Annotated in this window: 19 protein-coding genes and 1 pseudogene; 11 read left to right on the top strand and 9 right to left on the bottom strand. The window is 57.2% G+C overall.

Features of this window, described 5'->3' with window-relative positions; genetic code table 11:
- Positions 1-59: 59 nt before the first annotated feature.
- Positions 60-509, top strand: a pseudogene (locus tag SIB56_RS06910) (Nif11 domain/cupin domain-containing protein); the annotation flags it as partial.
- Here the strand turns inward: SIB56_RS06910 and SIB56_RS06905 are convergent.
- From SIB56_RS06905 to SIB56_RS06885, 5 genes are all read right to left on the bottom strand, one after another.
- On the bottom strand, positions 472-1,029 hold the full coding sequence (locus SIB56_RS06905) for a phosphate-starvation-inducible PsiE family protein (RefSeq protein WP_413326746.1): 558 nt from the start codon (positions 1,027-1,029) through the stop codon (positions 472-474). The pseudogene SIB56_RS06910 and the gene SIB56_RS06905 overlap by 38 nt on opposite strands.
- Before the next feature lie 5 nt (positions 1,030-1,034).
- The gene (locus SIB56_RS06900; RefSeq protein ID WP_413326744.1) at positions 1,035-1,289 is read right to left on the bottom strand and encodes a hypothetical protein; all 255 of its coding nucleotides are present in this window, start codon (positions 1,287-1,289) and stop codon (positions 1,035-1,037) included.
- A 42-nt stretch (positions 1,290-1,331) separates the two neighbouring features.
- On the bottom strand, positions 1,332-1,667 hold the full coding sequence (locus SIB56_RS06895; RefSeq protein ID WP_413326742.1) for a hypothetical protein: 336 nt from the start codon (positions 1,665-1,667) through the stop codon (positions 1,332-1,334).
- On the bottom strand, positions 1,664-2,053 hold the full coding sequence (locus SIB56_RS06890; protein ID WP_413326739.1) for a YkvA family protein: 390 nt from the start codon (positions 2,051-2,053) through the stop codon (positions 1,664-1,666). The genes SIB56_RS06895 and SIB56_RS06890 overlap by 4 nt, the downstream gene beginning before the upstream one ends.
- A 94-nt stretch (positions 2,054-2,147) precedes the next feature.
- Entirely contained in the window at positions 2,148-3,074 is a 927-nt protein-coding gene (locus SIB56_RS06885; protein WP_413326737.1) for a sigma-70 family RNA polymerase sigma factor, read from the bottom strand.
- 243 nt (positions 3,075-3,317) lie between these two features.
- On the opposite strand from SIB56_RS06885, the gene SIB56_RS06880 reads away from it, so the two are divergent.
- The 3 genes from SIB56_RS06880 to SIB56_RS06870 all read left to right on the top strand — a co-directional run bounded on the left by SIB56_RS06880 (position 3,318) and on the right by SIB56_RS06870 (position 5,240).
- The gene (locus SIB56_RS06880) at positions 3,318-3,809 is read left to right on the top strand and encodes a DUF2214 family protein (protein ID WP_413326735.1); all 492 of its coding nucleotides are present in this window, start codon (positions 3,318-3,320) and stop codon (positions 3,807-3,809) included.
- A 12-nt stretch (positions 3,810-3,821) separates the two neighbouring features.
- Positions 3,822-4,475 carry a peptidase gene (locus SIB56_RS06875; protein ID WP_413326733.1) on the top strand — a complete coding sequence of 218 codons (654 nt, stop codon included), beginning with the start codon at positions 3,822-3,824 and terminating at the stop codon, positions 4,473-4,475.
- 81 nt (positions 4,476-4,556) lie between these two features.
- Positions 4,557-5,240 (top strand): L,D-transpeptidase, encoded by a 684-nt coding sequence (locus tag SIB56_RS06870; protein WP_413326731.1) that lies wholly within the window; start codon positions 4,557-4,559, stop codon positions 5,238-5,240.
- A gap of 1 nt (position 5,241) precedes the next feature.
- Here the strand turns inward: SIB56_RS06870 and hisIE are convergent, their stop codons facing one another.
- The gene (hisIE, locus tag SIB56_RS06865; RefSeq protein WP_413327191.1) at positions 5,242-5,910 is read right to left on the bottom strand and encodes a bifunctional phosphoribosyl-AMP cyclohydrolase/phosphoribosyl-ATP diphosphatase HisIE; all 669 of its coding nucleotides are present in this window, start codon (positions 5,908-5,910) and stop codon (positions 5,242-5,244) included.
- Between the two features lie 155 nt (positions 5,911-6,065).
- Between hisIE and SIB56_RS06860 the strand changes: the two genes are divergently transcribed.
- Both SIB56_RS06860 and SIB56_RS06855 read left to right on the top strand, forming a co-directional pair.
- A complete protein-coding gene (locus SIB56_RS06860; RefSeq protein WP_413326729.1) occupies positions 6,066-8,075 on the top strand; it encodes a prolyl oligopeptidase family serine peptidase in 2,010 nt (669 codons plus the stop codon).
- 166 nt (positions 8,076-8,241) lie between these two features.
- Positions 8,242-8,733, top strand: a complete 492-nt coding sequence (locus tag SIB56_RS06855; protein ID WP_413326727.1) for a 6-carboxytetrahydropterin synthase — start codon at positions 8,242-8,244, stop codon at positions 8,731-8,733.
- On the opposite strand, the gene clpB is transcribed toward SIB56_RS06855, so the two are convergent.
- Positions 8,734-11,349 carry an ATP-dependent chaperone ClpB gene (gene clpB, locus SIB56_RS06850; protein ID WP_413327189.1) on the bottom strand — a complete coding sequence of 872 codons (2,616 nt, stop codon included), beginning with the start codon at positions 11,347-11,349 and terminating at the stop codon, positions 8,734-8,736.
- Positions 11,350-11,492: 143 nt separating this feature from the next.
- Between clpB and SIB56_RS06845 the strand changes: the two genes are divergently transcribed.
- Complete coding sequence (locus SIB56_RS06845) at positions 11,493-11,705, top strand: hypothetical protein (RefSeq protein WP_413326725.1); 213 nt, start codon at positions 11,493-11,495, stop codon at positions 11,703-11,705.
- 127 nt (positions 11,706-11,832) lie between these two features.
- Here SIB56_RS06845 and SIB56_RS06840 read toward each other — a convergent pair whose 3' ends face one another.
- Positions 11,833-12,957 (bottom strand): choloylglycine hydrolase family protein, encoded by a 1,125-nt coding sequence (locus tag SIB56_RS06840; protein WP_413326723.1) that lies wholly within the window; start codon positions 12,955-12,957, stop codon positions 11,833-11,835.
- 173 nt (positions 12,958-13,130) lie between these two features.
- Between SIB56_RS06840 and SIB56_RS06835 the strand changes: the two genes are divergently transcribed.
- From SIB56_RS06835 to SIB56_RS06820, 4 genes are all read left to right on the top strand, one after another.
- Positions 13,131-13,316 carry a hypothetical protein gene (locus tag SIB56_RS06835; protein ID WP_413326721.1) on the top strand — a complete coding sequence of 62 codons (186 nt, stop codon included), beginning with the start codon at positions 13,131-13,133 and terminating at the stop codon, positions 13,314-13,316.
- A 28-nt stretch (positions 13,317-13,344) separates the two neighbouring features.
- Positions 13,345-13,503 carry a hypothetical protein gene (locus SIB56_RS06830; RefSeq protein ID WP_413326719.1) on the top strand — a complete coding sequence of 53 codons (159 nt, stop codon included), beginning with the start codon at positions 13,345-13,347 and terminating at the stop codon, positions 13,501-13,503.
- Between the two features lie 99 nt (positions 13,504-13,602).
- Entirely contained in the window at positions 13,603-13,860 is a 258-nt protein-coding gene (locus SIB56_RS06825; RefSeq protein WP_413326717.1) for a hypothetical protein, read from the top strand.
- Between the two features lie 223 nt (positions 13,861-14,083).
- Complete coding sequence (locus SIB56_RS06820; RefSeq protein WP_413326715.1) at positions 14,084-14,389, top strand: hypothetical protein; 306 nt, start codon at positions 14,084-14,086, stop codon at positions 14,387-14,389.
- 6 nt (positions 14,390-14,395) lie between these two features.
- Here SIB56_RS06820 and SIB56_RS06815 read toward each other — a convergent pair whose 3' ends face one another.
- Positions 14,396-14,620 (bottom strand): hypothetical protein, encoded by a 225-nt coding sequence (locus tag SIB56_RS06815; protein WP_413326713.1) that lies wholly within the window; start codon positions 14,618-14,620, stop codon positions 14,396-14,398.
- Between the last annotated feature and the right edge of the window lie 26 nt (positions 14,621-14,646).

The raw sequence follows: 14,646 nt of genomic DNA, 5'->3' as shown, positions 1-14,646 counted from the left end.
CCGATTGCGATGAATGGCAATAGCGTGTTCACAGGATCACCACAGTCGTTGCTGAACGGATGGCGGAAGAAGATCTGCAGCGCTTCCTGTTGAAGGTTCAACAGCTGAATGAACTGGTCAGCAGCATTGATGCTGATCCGGAGCGTCGGCGTCAGCTGGCTGCGTGCTCAGATCACAATGCCGTGGTTCAGCTGGCCTTGTCATGGGGATATTGCATCGGCCGACGCTGGGGTGAACCGACTGTTGAAGCTGCTACTTCCTCCAATCTGCTTGTTCCAGCCTCTGCCGCATCAGGGCACGAAATCGAAGAAGAGCTGTGTTCGGGCAGGGATTGGCGATTGACGAGAATCAGTTCCAACGGGTCGTGCAGCCCCGTTGATTTCTGGTACGAGCAGAATGAGCACGAATGGATCACCGTGCTGAGAGGCAGTGCAAGGCTGCGTCTTGAAGATCCGGATGAATCGATTGAACTCAGCGTGGGGGATCAGTTGATGCTGTCAGCCGGTCGACGTCATCGGGTTGAGAGGACGGATTCTGATCCTGGAACGGTGTGGCTCGCTCTCTACTGGAGTGTGCCTCCAGGCGACCATCAGTCTCAATCGAGCGTTTGACCAGCCAGTAGGCACCGGCCAGAGCAATGGCGGAAACGCCAAGGCCGACCAGAAGCTGAGGTTTGTCATCGCCTCCAATAGGGAGAACAATCACTTTTCTGGCCACTGCAGTGAGTGCCGTGACGAGAACCAGTTCGATCTGCACGACGTGGCGACGCAGGTAGCTGGTGATGTTTTGCAGCACCTCCAGGGCGATCAGCACGGTCAGCAGATCGCCGAGAATTCTGATCAAACCATCGCCCAGCCAGTAGGAATCCTGTTCGTTGGTGATCAGCGAGAGGGCAACGCGAATGGAGAGCTGCACGATCGATGCCGCGATCACCACCGCAGTGATCACGGTGAGCACGATGGCGACCTGCTTTTCGCCCGCATCAACCCATTGCAGAAAGCTTCGACGTTTGAAACGGGGCTTGATCACTGGTCTCAGTTCGAGCTGAACGGGTTGAAGAAGGGCTTGGCTGGTGTATCTCCCGGCGGGTTCACGATTTTGGTGTTGCAGGTGATGGAGCCATCCGCCCCTTCAACGCAATCGGTTGGCACCACCGTGCTCTGTTCACCGGTGCGGCTGTTGGGGCCAAGGAGCCACACTTCTGACTGACCCATGGCGCCCTGGGGAAGCATCACGGAGACAGCAGTGAGCAGGCTGACACCGAGCAGTCTTTGCGGGACGGAGACCATGAAGGGAGAGAAGGGATATTCCCATGTTGCCTGTGATCGCGTTCAGCTGGCGCAGTCGTCTCTGATTTCACGAAGCAACAGATCCAATTGACCGAAAGGATCAGCGCTGCTCTGAGAGCTGCTTGCATCTGAATCGCCGTGGTCGGGATGTCCTGGATCGGCTGCCCATTCCGCTTCGATGGAACAGAGTCTGGCCGCCAGCCGTGGCATGCCACCGAGTGCATGTTCGCGCCCCAGAACCTCCATCAGTGCAGGCATGCGCGTGGAGGTGGCTCTCAGGCTGCGGCGCAGATCAGACTGCGTTCGCCCCTGCTGCTTGAGCCAGTCCTTCAGCAATGCTGCAAGGTCATCCTCCAAGTCTCTGGACCAGCGAGTCATGAGCGGCCGATCGGGAACCATTGATCCAGTCTGCGTTGTGCCCGCTGCCTGATCTCGGGGGTGATGTGATTCCGGCACAGTCCCAGCACAGCGGTGATGGCCACCAGGTCATCCGTGAAACCTGCCACAGGCAGGAGGTCCGGGATCAGATCGGTGGGAACGAGAAGATAGGTCAGCGCCGCCAGCAGGGTGAGCCTCGCCTGGGAGGGCGTCGCCGGATCAAGCATCATCTCAAGCGCTTCAAGCGCCGGCCTGGCAATCGATCGTCCAGCGCGCTTCAGCAGTTGCCTGAATGCGGGCTCATCAATGACTTCACTGTCGAGCAGCTCGGCATCAATCACCTCCGCGTTGAACTCAGTGGCGCCGGACGGTGAACCAGAGGTCATGGCGAAGGTGGCAAAGCAGTCATCAACAACACTGTCACTTCTGACACGTGATGCGACAGGTGGACAGCCGAATGGCCTGAGGTCGGGTTCCCGTTCAGACGCTCATCTCAACCAGGCCGTGCTGGATGCCGGTCTTGCGCAGTTTGCGCAAGGCGCGCTGCACCACCTCACGGCAGTATTCACGGCTGCAGTTCATGTGCCGGGCCACCTCGGCGAGCGTACGCCATTCATGACTGCCATCAAGTCCGAATCGCAGCATCACCACGGTTCGCTCCTTGGGGGTGAGATTGGATTTATCCAGCAGTTTCCATGCGGAAGCGGTTCTTTCTGCGATTTCCGCGCGTTCCATCGGTGGAATTTCATCACTGGGAAGAACATCAACCAGCTCTGATGGGTCTGATTTTGACTTCACAACTCCCTGCAGGCTGACGGTCACGCTGCGTAATTCACACCCGAGCAGATCCTCCACCTCGCTGAGGGAGATTTGCATCGATTCGGCAAGTTGTTCCGATGTTGGTGGTAAGCCATTGCTCTGCATCAGACGAGCTTTCGCAGCACGCAGTTTGGTGAGTTTTTCATTCACATTCACAGGAATGCGAATGGTGCGGCTCTGCGTGGAAAGAGCACGATTCAGTCCCTGGCGGATCCACCAGTAGGCATAGGTGGAGAAACGGTGACCTCGGGTTGGGTCATATTTCTCAACAGCGCGTGTGAGTCCGAGGGTGCCTTCCTGGATCAGGTCCAGCAGGTCAAGACCCTTGCCCTGATAGCGCTTCGCGAGATTCACCACCAATCTGAGATTGGAGGTGATCATCTGATTCTTGGCTCTCTCTCCGCGTTTGATTGTGCGCTTTTCTTCATCGCTGTATTCGCATGCCGGCCCGCTTCCGCCAGCGAGCTGACAGCGTTCGATAAGAGCGACCATGGCCTGCACTTTGCGACCCATGGTTAACTCCTGCTCAGGTGTCAAAAGTTGATGTCTGCCGATTTCGCCCAGAAATGCACTCAGTGAACTCACCATCACATGTACGCCCGATTTCCTTGAACCTAGGGCGAATGTCTTTTTATCTGGTACGTGTAATGAAGACTGCGGAATTCATATTTCAGACGTAATTTTGAATTTGTTCGGAATTCAAGTTTTGTTCATAGTGTGATTCGTTTCGCTTCATATTTGCATTGAATTAATTGTGCACATCGGCCGCCTGAAAGCGACAGTGGTTTCCCTTCAGCCGCTACTGTCGCAAGCAACAAATGTTTCGCCACCATGCCGCTGGCCACCGTGCTGAATCCGGAGATTGCCAAGAGTGCTGGGGTGGCCTACATCCATTACCTGAGCTTCATGCTCTGCTTTGCGGCATTGGTGGTGGAACGCCGGCTGATTCGTCCGGATCCCGATCGCAGGACAGCCACCGCCATGGTGATCACTGACATCATTTATGGAATCGCGGCACTGGCTCTGCTGGTCACAGGAATTCTGCGGGTGCTGTATTTCGGTCAGGGCAGCGAGTTCTACACGGAGAACCCTCTGTTCTGGTGGAAGGTGGGCCTCTATCTGAGTGTGGGGGGGTTGTCGCTGTATCCCACAGTCACCTACATCCTCTGGGCGATTCCCCTGCGCAAGGGCGAGTTGCCCAGGGTGGGCCAGTCGCTGGCAACACGTCTGGGCTGGATCATCAATGTGGAGCTGGTGGGCTTTGCCATGGTTCCGATGCTGGCCACACTGATGGCTCGCGGTGTAGGCCTTTCCGCTGCATGAGTAGCTCGCCCGATGCTTGAAGATCCCTGTCCGCCTGTTCAGCAGGTCCGGCAGCTCGAAGGTCAGCCCTTCAACGGAGCCGCTGCAGACACAGCGCCTGGCTACGGGGCGCGTCTGGCGAGTACGGCTTTCGGGATTCCATCGTTGCCGCGCTGGTGTGTTTGGGTTGAGCCGGCTGCTGCTGAAGTGGCGGATCGTTGGGAGCAACGCTGGCTGAATGCCGTTGATGAGGCCCTGAATCAGTGGATGCCTCTGTTGCCGATCACACGTGTGAGTGATCCCAGCCGTGCCCATATCCGTGTGCAACGCCGACGCCCTCCCCGGCGTCAGCTGTCGGGCGGATGGCGAGCCAGCAATGGCCGTGCCGTGCTGCAACTTCTGGAAGTCCGTCGCAATGAGGTCTGGCGCCTGGAACCAGGCGTGACGGTGCTTGTGTCTCCGGAGCTGCGCGCTCAGTCCTTGCAGGCAACCGCGCTGCATGAGCTTGGTCACGCCTTCGGTCTCTGGGGCCACAGTGATGATCCTGCCGATGCCCTGGCTCCGGTTCAGGGAGCAGCGCCGGTGCTTTCGCCATCCGCTGCTGATCGACTCACGCTGGAGTGGTTACGCGATCAGCCCACACGCTTCGGTGAGCCCCTCCAGCCTGCGCCTGCCGCGGGCAAGTGACAGTGTCCCCCGCCAATGCTCTGAGCTTCTGACAGGCAGGGCAAAAGTCGGCATGCTGCATCCAGAGAACGGTTGCCCGCCTTGAGGATTGCAACGTTGTTGTGGTTAGTGCGTTTGCAACGATCACTGCTGCTGGCTGTCGTGCTCATGACGATTGGCGGTTGTGGTGCGTCTGGTCCCCTCTCCGGGAGAGGCAACGCCGCCAGCGACAGGATCAGGATCCAGCTCGATGGAGCCCAGCCTTCTGCCAGCACAGGCGAGTTGAACCACAAGGGTGAAACCATTCGCTTCAAGGTGGGGTACGGGCGCAACGGCATCGCCTGCGCCGGCTCAACGTTCGAGGAGGGCTGGACTCCGCTGGGCAGCTTTCGCGTCAATGCGGTGCTCAGTAATGATCGTTTCCTGATGGATCCTTCCGTGGTGAAGCAGTCGGGGAAGACGGAGGCTTATCTGCGCGAGAATCTCTTCCGCAACATGAGTTCCATCGACTTCAAAGGTGATGGTGAAACCGGTGAGTACGGGCTCGGCTACATCAGTCTGGAGCCTGTGCCTGCAACACCTCAGCCGTTTCGCTTCAACACCTATGACGGCAAATTCCGCTGGTACAGCTTCGCCATCCACGGCACCAACGACCCCAGCAGGGTGGGGCAGTCGATCACCGGTGGCTGCATCAATGTGGATCGCAATGTGATGACCGAGCTGCTCGAAACCGTGCAGCTCGGGGATGAAGTGGTGATCAGTTCCGAATCTCCCTGCACCCCCTGAATCAATGCCTGCGCGGTGCTCCGCGACGGGCCACTAGCACTTCCTGCACCTGGCGCCAGCTCACACCGTGATGGGCCAGGGCCACCTGAAGATGGAAGAGGATGTCGGCAGCCTCGCCGGCAATCTCCTCAGCGTTGTCGTCTTTGCATGCCATCACGAACTCGGCACTTTCCTCGCCGATTTTCTTGAGGATGCTGTTGTCACCACCCTTGAGCAGTTTGTTGGTGTAACTGCCTTCCTCAGGATGATCCCGGCGGCTTTCGATCACGCGCATCAGCTCTGTGCAGGCGTCAGCAGGGGGTGCAAGCGACTCCGGCCCCCCCGGGGCGCGTTGATCACTGTCTTCGTAAAAGCAGCTGCGAGCTCCGGTGTGACAGGCCACATCGCCTGTCTGTTCAATCGTGATCAGGATCACATCCGCATCGCAGTCATAGCGGATGCTTCTCACTTTCTGGGTGTGGCCGCTGGTGGCGCCCTTGTGCCACAGCTCCTTGCGTGAGCGGCTCCAGTAGTGGACCTCCCCGCTGTTGAGTGTCAGTTCGATGGAGTTCCTGTTCATCCAGGCCACCATCAGCACCGCACCATCGAGCCAGTCCTGGGCGATTGCCGGGATCAGGCCCGCATCGTTGAAACGGAGTTGATCAATGAAGGCTGAGGTGAGGGGCTGCATCGGGCTGCGCTTGCTGCAGATGAACACAGCACGAATCCTGACGCAGTGCCCTGCCACATATTGCCTGCTCAGAATTGTCCGAGACTGGTTGCCGGTCATCGTTGGTTGACTGAGTTCGGCATCGATACGTTGAACGCAGAGTCGCGAACGTTGTGATGCCCTCTGGTCTCAAGCGAGCAATGTTCAGCAGTGGAATTGTGCTGTTGGCCTGTTCACTCGCCACTGCGACCTCTGCTTCGCAACGACGCGGGTCAACACCTCTCGATTTTCTGACCATCCGAAAGGCCTCCAGTCCGCGGATCTCGCCTGATGGTGAGACGGTGGTTTTCGTTTTGGAGGAACCAGGACCTCAAAAGGTTGGTCAACCCTGGCGAGGTGATCAGGACCTTTGGAGAGTTCCTGCAGACGGCAGTGCGCCTCCCCAGCGCTGGATCTCAAGCCCACAGCGGGACTGGTCACCCAGATGGTCCCCGGATGGAGACTTGCTGGCCTTTCTCTCCAAGCGCGGCACCGCTGAGTCAAACGGATCCACATCACAGATCTATCTGAGCGATTCATCTGGCGCCGGGGTTCGTCAGCTCACGCGTGTGGGGGGAGAGATCTCCGCATTCCGCTGGGCCCCCGACGGCAGAAGCCTCACTTTTCTTGCTTCAGACGACCTCAATCATTCCGACAGCGCCCCCCGTCCATCAAACCGGCCTCTGCCTCTGACGAAGCTGTATCAGGTGACTGTTTCAGGAGAGGAGGTGAAGCTGATTTCACCGTATGAACTGAATGTGATCGACTTTGACTGGTCACCGGACGGCACCCGAATTGCCGCTCTGACCTCTCCAACAGCCAAAGTTCCGGATCTGGTCAGTGCCAGACAGTTGGTGATCATTGATCCTTCACTGACTGAGGTTGAGCGCCGTTTCCCCAATCGCATCGGTTGGGACTCCCCCGTGTTGTGGTCGCCTGACGGGCAGTACATCCATGTTGATGTCTGGAGACCACCAGGAGATGCATGGTCTCCAGCTTTTATCTCAACCACCGATGGTCAGACTCAGGTTGTACTTGATGGTGTTCGGGCCACGATCGGAGACACACGCTGGTCTGCTGACTCGCGTTTTCTATTCGGCCAGTTGTTGGAGGGCAACCAGACGTCTCTTGTCAGGATTGAGCGAGAGACGGGTGCCATCCAACGGCTGACATCATCTGGGGCCAAATTGTTTGAGAATGGTACATACACCGCTCACGATTCATCGGGCCGTGTTGTTCTGCTCAAAGCTTCCGCATCGACTCCGCCAGATCTCTGGTTCGTTGATTCAGGTCAGGCTCCCAAACAGCTCACGCGTTTGAATCCGCAGATTGATCAGATCCGATTTGGAGAGGTGCGTGAGCTGCGATGGAGCAATCCAGATGATGGTCAAACGGTGCATGGATTTTTTGTCCTTCCCCTCGACTATCAGTCGACTCGACGTTATCCGATGGTGACGATTCTGCATGGTGGTCCTACATCGGCATGGCAGATCGGATGGTCGGATGGTTTCACGGATTGGGGCCAGGTCCTGGCTGCCAACGGTTACATCGCATTTTTTCCAAATGTGCGGGGTTCACTTGGAGCTGGAGTTGATTACGCCAATGCAAATACAGGTGATTTAGGAGGAATTGATTATGTGGATGCGATCAGTGGAGTCGACGCAATGGTGTCGCAAGGATTTGCTGATCCCAGGCGGCTGGGTATTGGGGGTTACAGCTATGGCGGTTATCTGAGCTCATGGAGCATCACCCAGACAACACGTTTCAAGGCAGCGGTGTCTGGTGGAATCCTGTCTGATCTGATCAGCTTTTATGGCACAACAGATATCCCTCAGTATCTGACCATTCACCTCGGAGAACCACCTTTTCCTGAACAATCACTGGCATGGCAGCGCTCTCCGCTCAAGCATGCTTCAAAGGTGACAACGCCGGTGTTGTTTTATGTGGGTGACAGTGACCAACGCACACCCCCGGGTCAGGTTCATCAGATGCATCGTGCCGTTGAAGATGCTGGAGTGAAGACCTTGAAGGTCATCTATCCAGGAGAGGGTCATGGATTCGTGGACCGAAACAATCAATTGGATCTGATGAAACGGATGCTGGCTTGGTATGGGCGCTACTTGTCACCAGCTGGAGCATCTCAATGAGAAAATCGGCCTAGATCAGGCTTCAGATCGCGATTCAAAACCCATCGCAGTTGGCTTCAGTTAGTTGCTTGTAGCTGGAGTCACTGTCAGCTTTTGACCGTCGTGTCTGCGCTTGCTGCAGATGTAGACAGGAAGAGGCCTGCCGCAGTGACATCTCTTTTCCTCGATGCCTTCGCCTCCCGCTGGTCACACCTGCAGTAAGCACTTCGAGGGCTATCCCTGCTGCCATCGGCAGTGGCAGCACCCCGGGCATTGCCGTTTCGTGCACGGTTACAGCCGCAGCTTCACGGTTTGGTTCGCTGCCTTTGAGCTGGATGCCTGTGGTTTCGTGGTCGACTTCTCCAGTCTCAGGCCTCTGGAAGAGCAGCTCAGACGGCAGTTCGATCACACCTTTCTGGTCAATGCCGATGATCCGTTGATGGATCAATGGCAGTCTCTCCACGACCAGGGCGCACTGGACCTGCGCGTGATGGACAACGTGGGCATGGAAGCCACCGCTCAGTTGGTTTGGGGCTGGACCAACACGTTGTTGCAACAACGTGATGCAGGCCGCAGCTGCTGCTGGAAGGTGGAGGCGCGGGAAAACCGGGCCAATGGAGCCTGCTATGAGGCATTGCCCGAATGGTTCAGCACGGTCACCCGGCAGCCAGACCAGTGATCAGCGCAGCACCAGTTTCTGCTGCTCCTCGTTGCCGCTTGCCGGCTGCACATCCACGTTCACGTCATCGCCATCGCTGTAACGTCCCGCCAGGATGGCCTTGGCGATTGGTGTTTCCAGTTCGCGTTGGATCGCGCGCTTGAGCGGACGGGCTCCATACACCGGGTCATAGCCGGCATCGGCAAGCCAATCGGTGGCGTTATCGCTGATGCTCAGACCGAGCTTGCGCTCCGTGAGACGTTTGCGTAGACGTTCCACCTGCAGACTCACGATCCGGCGTAGTTCGTCTTTGCGCAGGCTGTGGAAGATGATCTGATCGTCAAGTCGATTGAGAAATTCAGGCCTGAAGTGGCCGCGCAGGGCTTCATTCACCCGCCGTTCCATCTCAACGTGCTGCCCGTCATCACCGCCGAGATCCAGGATCGACTGGCTGCCGATGTTGCTGGTGAGGATCAGAACGGCATTGGTGAAGTCAACCGTCCGGCCCTGACCATCGGTGACTCGACCATCGTCGAGGATCTGCAGCATCACATTGAATACGTCGGGGTGGGCTTTCTCCACCTCGTCGAAGAGGATCACGGCATAGGGGCGCCGACGCACGGCTTCGGTGAGCTGACCGCCTGCCTCGTAGCCGACGTAGCCGGGAGGAGCACCAATCAAGCGACTCACGGTGTGCTTCTCCATGTATTCACTCATGTCGATGCGCACCATTGCGTCTTCGCTGTCGAACAGCTGAGCCGCCAGGGCCTTGGAGAGCTCGGTTTTGCCGACACCTGTCGGACCGAGGAACAGGAAACTGGCGATCGGTCTGTGGGGATCACTCAGCCCAGCGCGTGAGCGCTGAATCGCATCGGCCACAGCGGTAACGGCCTGCTGTTGCCCCACCACTCGCTCGTGCAGCTGGGTTTCAAGCACCAGCAGTTTGGCCATTTCCGATTGCACCAGCTTGGCAACAGGAATGCCGGTCCATTTGGCAATCACCTCGGCGATGTCGTCTTCAGTGACCTCTTCGCGCAGCAGTGATTTTTCCTGACTGCCATCATCGTCAGCCGCCAGCGCAGCCTCCTTCTCCGCCAGCTGTTTCTGCAGGGTGGCAAGGGTGCCGTATTCCAGTTCCGCAGCCTTGTTGAGGTCATAGCTGCGCTTGGCCTGGTCCACCTGCAGCTGCACACGCTCGATCTCCTCCTTGAGATTGGAGAGCTCATCAATGGCTCCCTTCTCCTGCTGCCACTGGGCATTCAGGGTGCTCTGCTGTTCCGAGAGTTCCGCCAGTTCCCGCTCAAGGCGTTCCAGCCGCTCCTGGCTGGCTGCATCCGATTCGCGGCCGAGTGAAAGTTTCTCCATCTCCAGTTGGAGGATCTTGCGATCGATCTCATCGATCTCCTCCGGCTTGGAGGTGATCTCCATCTTTAGGCGCGCGGCGGATTCATCCACCAGGTCGATGGCCTTGTCAGGGAGAAAACGGTCGGCGATGTAGCGGCTGCTGAGCACGGCGGCGGCCACCAGCGCGCTGTCAGCGATGCGGACCCCGTGGTGCACTTCGTAGCGCTCCTTCAGCCCTCGCAGGATTGAGATCGTGTCTTCCACCGTCGGCTGGTCCACCAGCACCTGCTGGAATCGTCGTTCCAGAGCAGGGTCTTTCTCGATGTGCTGGCGGTGTTCGTCAAGCGTTGTTGCACCGATGCAGCGCAATTCCCCTCGCGCCAGCATCGGCTTGAGCAGGTTGCTGGCATCCATGGCGCCCCCGGTGGCGCCGGCTCCCACCACGGTGTGGATCTCGTCGATGAACAGAACGATCTGTCCCTCGGAGTCGGTCACTTCCTTCAGCACCGCTTTGAGACGTTCCTCGAACTCACCGCGATATTTGGCACCTGCGATCAGTGCTCCCATGTCGAGGGCGATGAGCTGTCGGTTCTGCAGTGCCTGAGGAACATCGCCGTTGACGATGCGCTGCGCCAGCCCTTCCACTATGGCGGTCTTGCCGACCCCGGGTTCGCCGATCAGCACAGGATTGTTTTTGGTGCGTCGGCTGAGGATCTGAATGGTGCGGCGGATCTCCTCGTCGCGTCCGATCACAGGATCAAGCTTGCCGTCGCGGGCAGCGGCCGTGAGATCACGTCCGTATTTCTCAAGTGATTCGTAAGTGGCTTCCGGGTTCTGGTCGGTCACGGTCTGACTGCCGCGTACGGCATCAATAGCGGTTTTCAGTGCTTTGGCGTCGGCGCCTACTTGAGTGAGCAGTCGTTGGCCGCAGCGGGCGTCCTCTGCTAGGGCCAGCAGCAGGTGTTCGATGGAGATATAGCTGTCTCCGTACTCCTGCTTGAGAGATTCGGAGCGATCCAGCAGGGAATTGAGCCCCTTGCCCAGGTATACGGATTCCGGCGCAGACTGCAGCGCCGGCTGAACACTCAGATGGGCCTCCAGATTGCTCTGAAGTGCGGTTGGAGTGACGCCGGCTTTTTCGAGAATGCGGCTTGCCAGTCCGTCCTGTTCAAGCAGAGCCAGCATTAGATGCTCTGTTTCCAGTTGCTGATGGCGCCTCTTCTGGGCCAGATTCTGGGCCGAGAGGATCGCGGCCCAGGCCTTTTCGGTGAATTTTTCGGCCGTGGGTTGCATGGGTCCTTTGGTGCTGTTGTCACCGTATGGTTCCTGTTCCTGCCTGAGCTCAGGGGGACCGACCCAGTCTGTTCGGTCTGCACGCCAGCATGCGGTCAACCGATCAGGATCGGTAGGGTTCTCTGGACGATGCAGCGAGCAAGGTGGAAGGAAACCCTGTGGACTCCAGTCTGGTCACGAAACTGGTGGCCAGACTCCGGGAGCTCTACGGAGCTTCGCCTTCCGACTTGGAGAGAATGTGCTGGACGGTGGTGCACGAGCATCACCATGGTGCTGTGCCCTCTGAGTACGACATCCGGGAAGTTGATGAGGATCTCTATCTGGCAGTGCTGACGGCGGCACGCCAAAACAAGTGAGCAGAGTGAGATTAATTGACCAAATTCATATTATTGATTAAATCTTGCTTGGATTTTGCTTGAAATTTTAAAAAATTTATCCTGCATTTTCCTGGCTAGTAAATTTAATAATAGGGACGATTAGTTTTCATGGCTTCAGAATAGTGATCTTTTGTTGTTGATCAAGCGGCATTACCTTAATGGTTCCACCTGATAACGGCATATCTACAAACCGCATCTGCCTGATATCGGGATTCTCAAAGGTTTTGATGGAATAGGTGCCATTCTTCTGGTCGGAGACGACTGACCATTCCGTAATTTCATAGGTGGCTTTCGAGCCACCTCCTCCAAATCCGCCTCCAGCTGGAATCCCCTGACTTCCCGGAGGTAAATCGAATTGGTCGAGCAGATGGAATGCTGTGCCCACCTGCTCGGCTGAGCTCAGATTGGTGGGTGCATTCCTGCTGAAGATCAATGCCCTGATAAACCTTGATGTGGAGAGGAAATCGCCTGGCAGACCCTGCAATCCTGCACCTGCGCTGACAGGAGGCAACGCCAATCCGTTCACTGTGACCTCTGCCGGAGGCATGGCATTGAGGTTGCCATAGTTGCCTGCTGCAATCAGTTGATAGGGAAGCGGTGGCGAGTTGGTGTAAACAGTAGTCGGGTTGTCGAGCATATTTAGATCCCCTTCGATGTATTCCACAGAGAGGCTGTTGCCTTGGCGATCGTGCAGGATCATGTGGATGGGCACCATGCTCCCAAAGGCCTGCAGTACTGACCCATTCACCAGAACGCTTGGGAGCGACTGTTTGACTTCGGCAATGGACGCAAAATTGCTGAGTACATAAGCGAGCAATTGCCAGCTGGCGATCGAGCGATCGCTCTGACCGGCTGGAACATTCTGAAACTGTGCGTAGCCCTCGAAATACAGCAATCCTCCTGCCATTCCCTTCTCATTCATGCCATCGACGAGTGCGTCGTTGACCCCTACAGCGTTCAGGCCAATCACCGCGTACCGGCTTGTCCAGCTCAGGCCGCTCCCCTCCTGTCCAGATGGCCCGGCTCCTTTGATCACGGTGCCGCGTTGGATCAAAACGGCCTCGCTGTTCAATGGTTTGGCGAATTCCATTGTTCGGCCGTACACCCTTCCACCGTCATTGCCTCTCAAGGTGAAGCTGGTGCAGGCAGAGGCTGCGCCGATGCCTGCGCTGGCGATTCCAAACCCGATACCAAGCCCAATAGCCAGGGCTCGTTGCCTCGTTGAGGCCATAGCGTTTCTTTAGCTCTTCCTGAAAGGGTGTGAAGTGGGCCTATTTAGTTGCACCTATTCCAGGTTTTCTTTTGTCTTCGCGCCAGCTCGGTCGTCAGAAATCTCTGTGTTTCGCGTAGTTGCATCGCAACCGAGCCCTAGGCCATGGTTAAGCAAATCTGAAGGAGTGGGTTGTGAAGACTGCCCCGTCCTGTCCCCTGCATCTGGGGATTCTCGATTCACCCGACTACTGGACCGACAACGCTTTGGTTGACGTGGTTTCGCCAGCGTCCGCTTCCGAGTGGCGGCAATGGATTGAAGAGTCAGAGTCCGATTGCAGAATCGGCAACTGGGACTCGCAGGCTGGTTCCCGTGGCTGAATTGTCCTCTGTTCGGCAACATGAAGGAATGAAGATACGGTCTTGGCTGAATCGGATCGGATCCCACCTTCTGGGCTTGGTGGATGAGTACTGGGCGATGCGCGAACCCGCTCAGTATCACCGGCAGCTTCCCTGCTGCGAGCTGAAACGTGATATGGATGCCTCCAGGTCGACCGGTCAGCATTAATTCAGTGGTGCCCCGCCATATGCTTTCAAACGCTCAGGAACAGCTCCAGAGATCGGTGACGATCGTGCTGCCACTGCCCTGGACTGTGGCTAGGGGTTGATGAAGGTTCCGCTGCAGGTGCGCCGCATGTCCGTGATCAATATCTCCGGCGATAAAACTCCCAAGCTGGATCGCGTGTCTGAGCACTGGCCCCTCACCATCCAGCAGTACTGGCGTGATCAGGAGAATCGCCATAAGTCACTTCAGGGCAGGCTGTTGTCTGAATCTCTGCGTCTGCACAGTGCTCCCAGGCCGCGTAAGCACCTCTTCGCCAAGCGCCAGAGCTTTGTTTCTCCGACCCATACCCTGCGGGTGTGAAACGTTCAGCGGCAGCAAGCCGGAATGATCTTCGCTGACTTGAGGACCTCCTCGCAGGCTCCTCGGTAATCGTTGTTGATGTCTCCCTGGATTCCGTTCGGGCGGGCTTCCAGAAACGCGATTTCCTCACTCCAGTATTGGCTGTCTGCTCTTTCAGGGCCGACGGCTGAGTGACGTTCACTGCTGCTCCGGCAACTACCATCCCAGCACTGGGCGGGTTTCGATGTCGGTGGTGGTTCCGGAGGATTTTGATTACTCCGCGTCGATCTCGTTTCTGGAGATCAGGGATCAGCTGCCTTTGATCGATCCTGAAAACCTCGCTGTGGGGGATGTGCTGACCATCCTTCTGCATCTGTTTCAACAGAAGCCTGGCTTTGTGGATCGTGGACATGACACCAACAATGCCGAGACGGCATGGGTGAACGCCTATCTCTTCCGCCTCAAGCAAGGCCGTGATGATCAGGGCCTGGAGGGATACGTGGTTGAGTGCATCGGATCAAGTGTCGATCGCATGGCAGAACTGCTCTGATTCCGGTCAGTTCATATCCGGGCGATCAACCAGCTCGCACTGATTCAGCCCCTGAGCGTTGGGATCAGCTTCCTGGAGGCGATGAAGAATGTTGCGCAGATCGGCGCCTGCAAGCTCCCCGTTGGACTCCCACTTCAGGCTGGTGCCACGTCGGTTGTGAATGGTGTCGTGCATGAGCCCTCCCAATCGTCTGCACTTTCGCTGATCAGGGGGGACGGGAAGCAGCTCCACGGAAAACCCTTAAAGGAAGTTAAAAG

This window comes from Synechococcus sp. MIT S9503, from assembly GCF_047304175.1.
Lineage (GTDB): Bacteria > Cyanobacteriota > Cyanobacteriia > PCC-6307 > Cyanobiaceae > Synechococcus_C.
This window is presented reverse-complemented; position numbering and strand designations above follow the sequence as displayed.

Coding starts and splice junctions, on each gene's coding strand:
- SIB56_RS06900 (WP_413326744.1), bottom strand. CDS start 1,289: ATGGTCTCCGTCCCGCAAAGACTGCTCGGTGTCAGCCTGCTCACTGCT.
- SIB56_RS06895 (WP_413326742.1), bottom strand. CDS start 1,667: ATGACTCGCTGGTCCAGAGACTTGGAGGATGACCTTGCAGCATTGCTG.
- SIB56_RS06890 (WP_413326739.1), bottom strand. CDS start 2,053: ATGACCTCTGGTTCACCGTCCGGCGCCACTGAGTTCAACGCGGAGGTG.
- SIB56_RS06885 (WP_413326737.1), bottom strand. CDS start 3,074: ATGGTGAGTTCACTGAGTGCATTTCTGGGCGAAATCGGCAGACATCAA.
- SIB56_RS06880 (WP_413326735.1), top strand. CDS start 3,318: ATGCCGCTGGCCACCGTGCTGAATCCGGAGATTGCCAAGAGTGCTGGG.
- SIB56_RS06875 (WP_413326733.1), top strand. CDS start 3,822: ATGCTTGAAGATCCCTGTCCGCCTGTTCAGCAGGTCCGGCAGCTCGAA.
- hisIE (WP_413327191.1), bottom strand. CDS start 5,910: ATGCAGCCCCTCACCTCAGCCTTCATTGATCAACTCCGTTTCAACGAT.
- SIB56_RS06860 (WP_413326729.1), top strand. CDS start 6,066: ATGCCCTCTGGTCTCAAGCGAGCAATGTTCAGCAGTGGAATTGTGCTG.
- SIB56_RS06855 (WP_413326727.1), top strand. CDS start 8,242: ATGCCTTCGCCTCCCGCTGGTCACACCTGCAGTAAGCACTTCGAGGGC.
- clpB (WP_413327189.1), bottom strand. CDS start 11,349: ATGCAACCCACGGCCGAAAAATTCACCGAAAAGGCCTGGGCCGCGATC.
- SIB56_RS06840 (WP_413326723.1), bottom strand. CDS start 12,957: ATGGCCTCAACGAGGCAACGAGCCCTGGCTATTGGGCTTGGTATCGGG.
- SIB56_RS06830 (WP_413326719.1), top strand. CDS start 13,345: ATGAAGATACGGTCTTGGCTGAATCGGATCGGATCCCACCTTCTGGGC.
- SIB56_RS06825 (WP_413326717.1), top strand. CDS start 13,603: ATGAAGGTTCCGCTGCAGGTGCGCCGCATGTCCGTGATCAATATCTCC.
- SIB56_RS06820 (WP_413326715.1), top strand. CDS start 14,084: ATGTCGGTGGTGGTTCCGGAGGATTTTGATTACTCCGCGTCGATCTCG.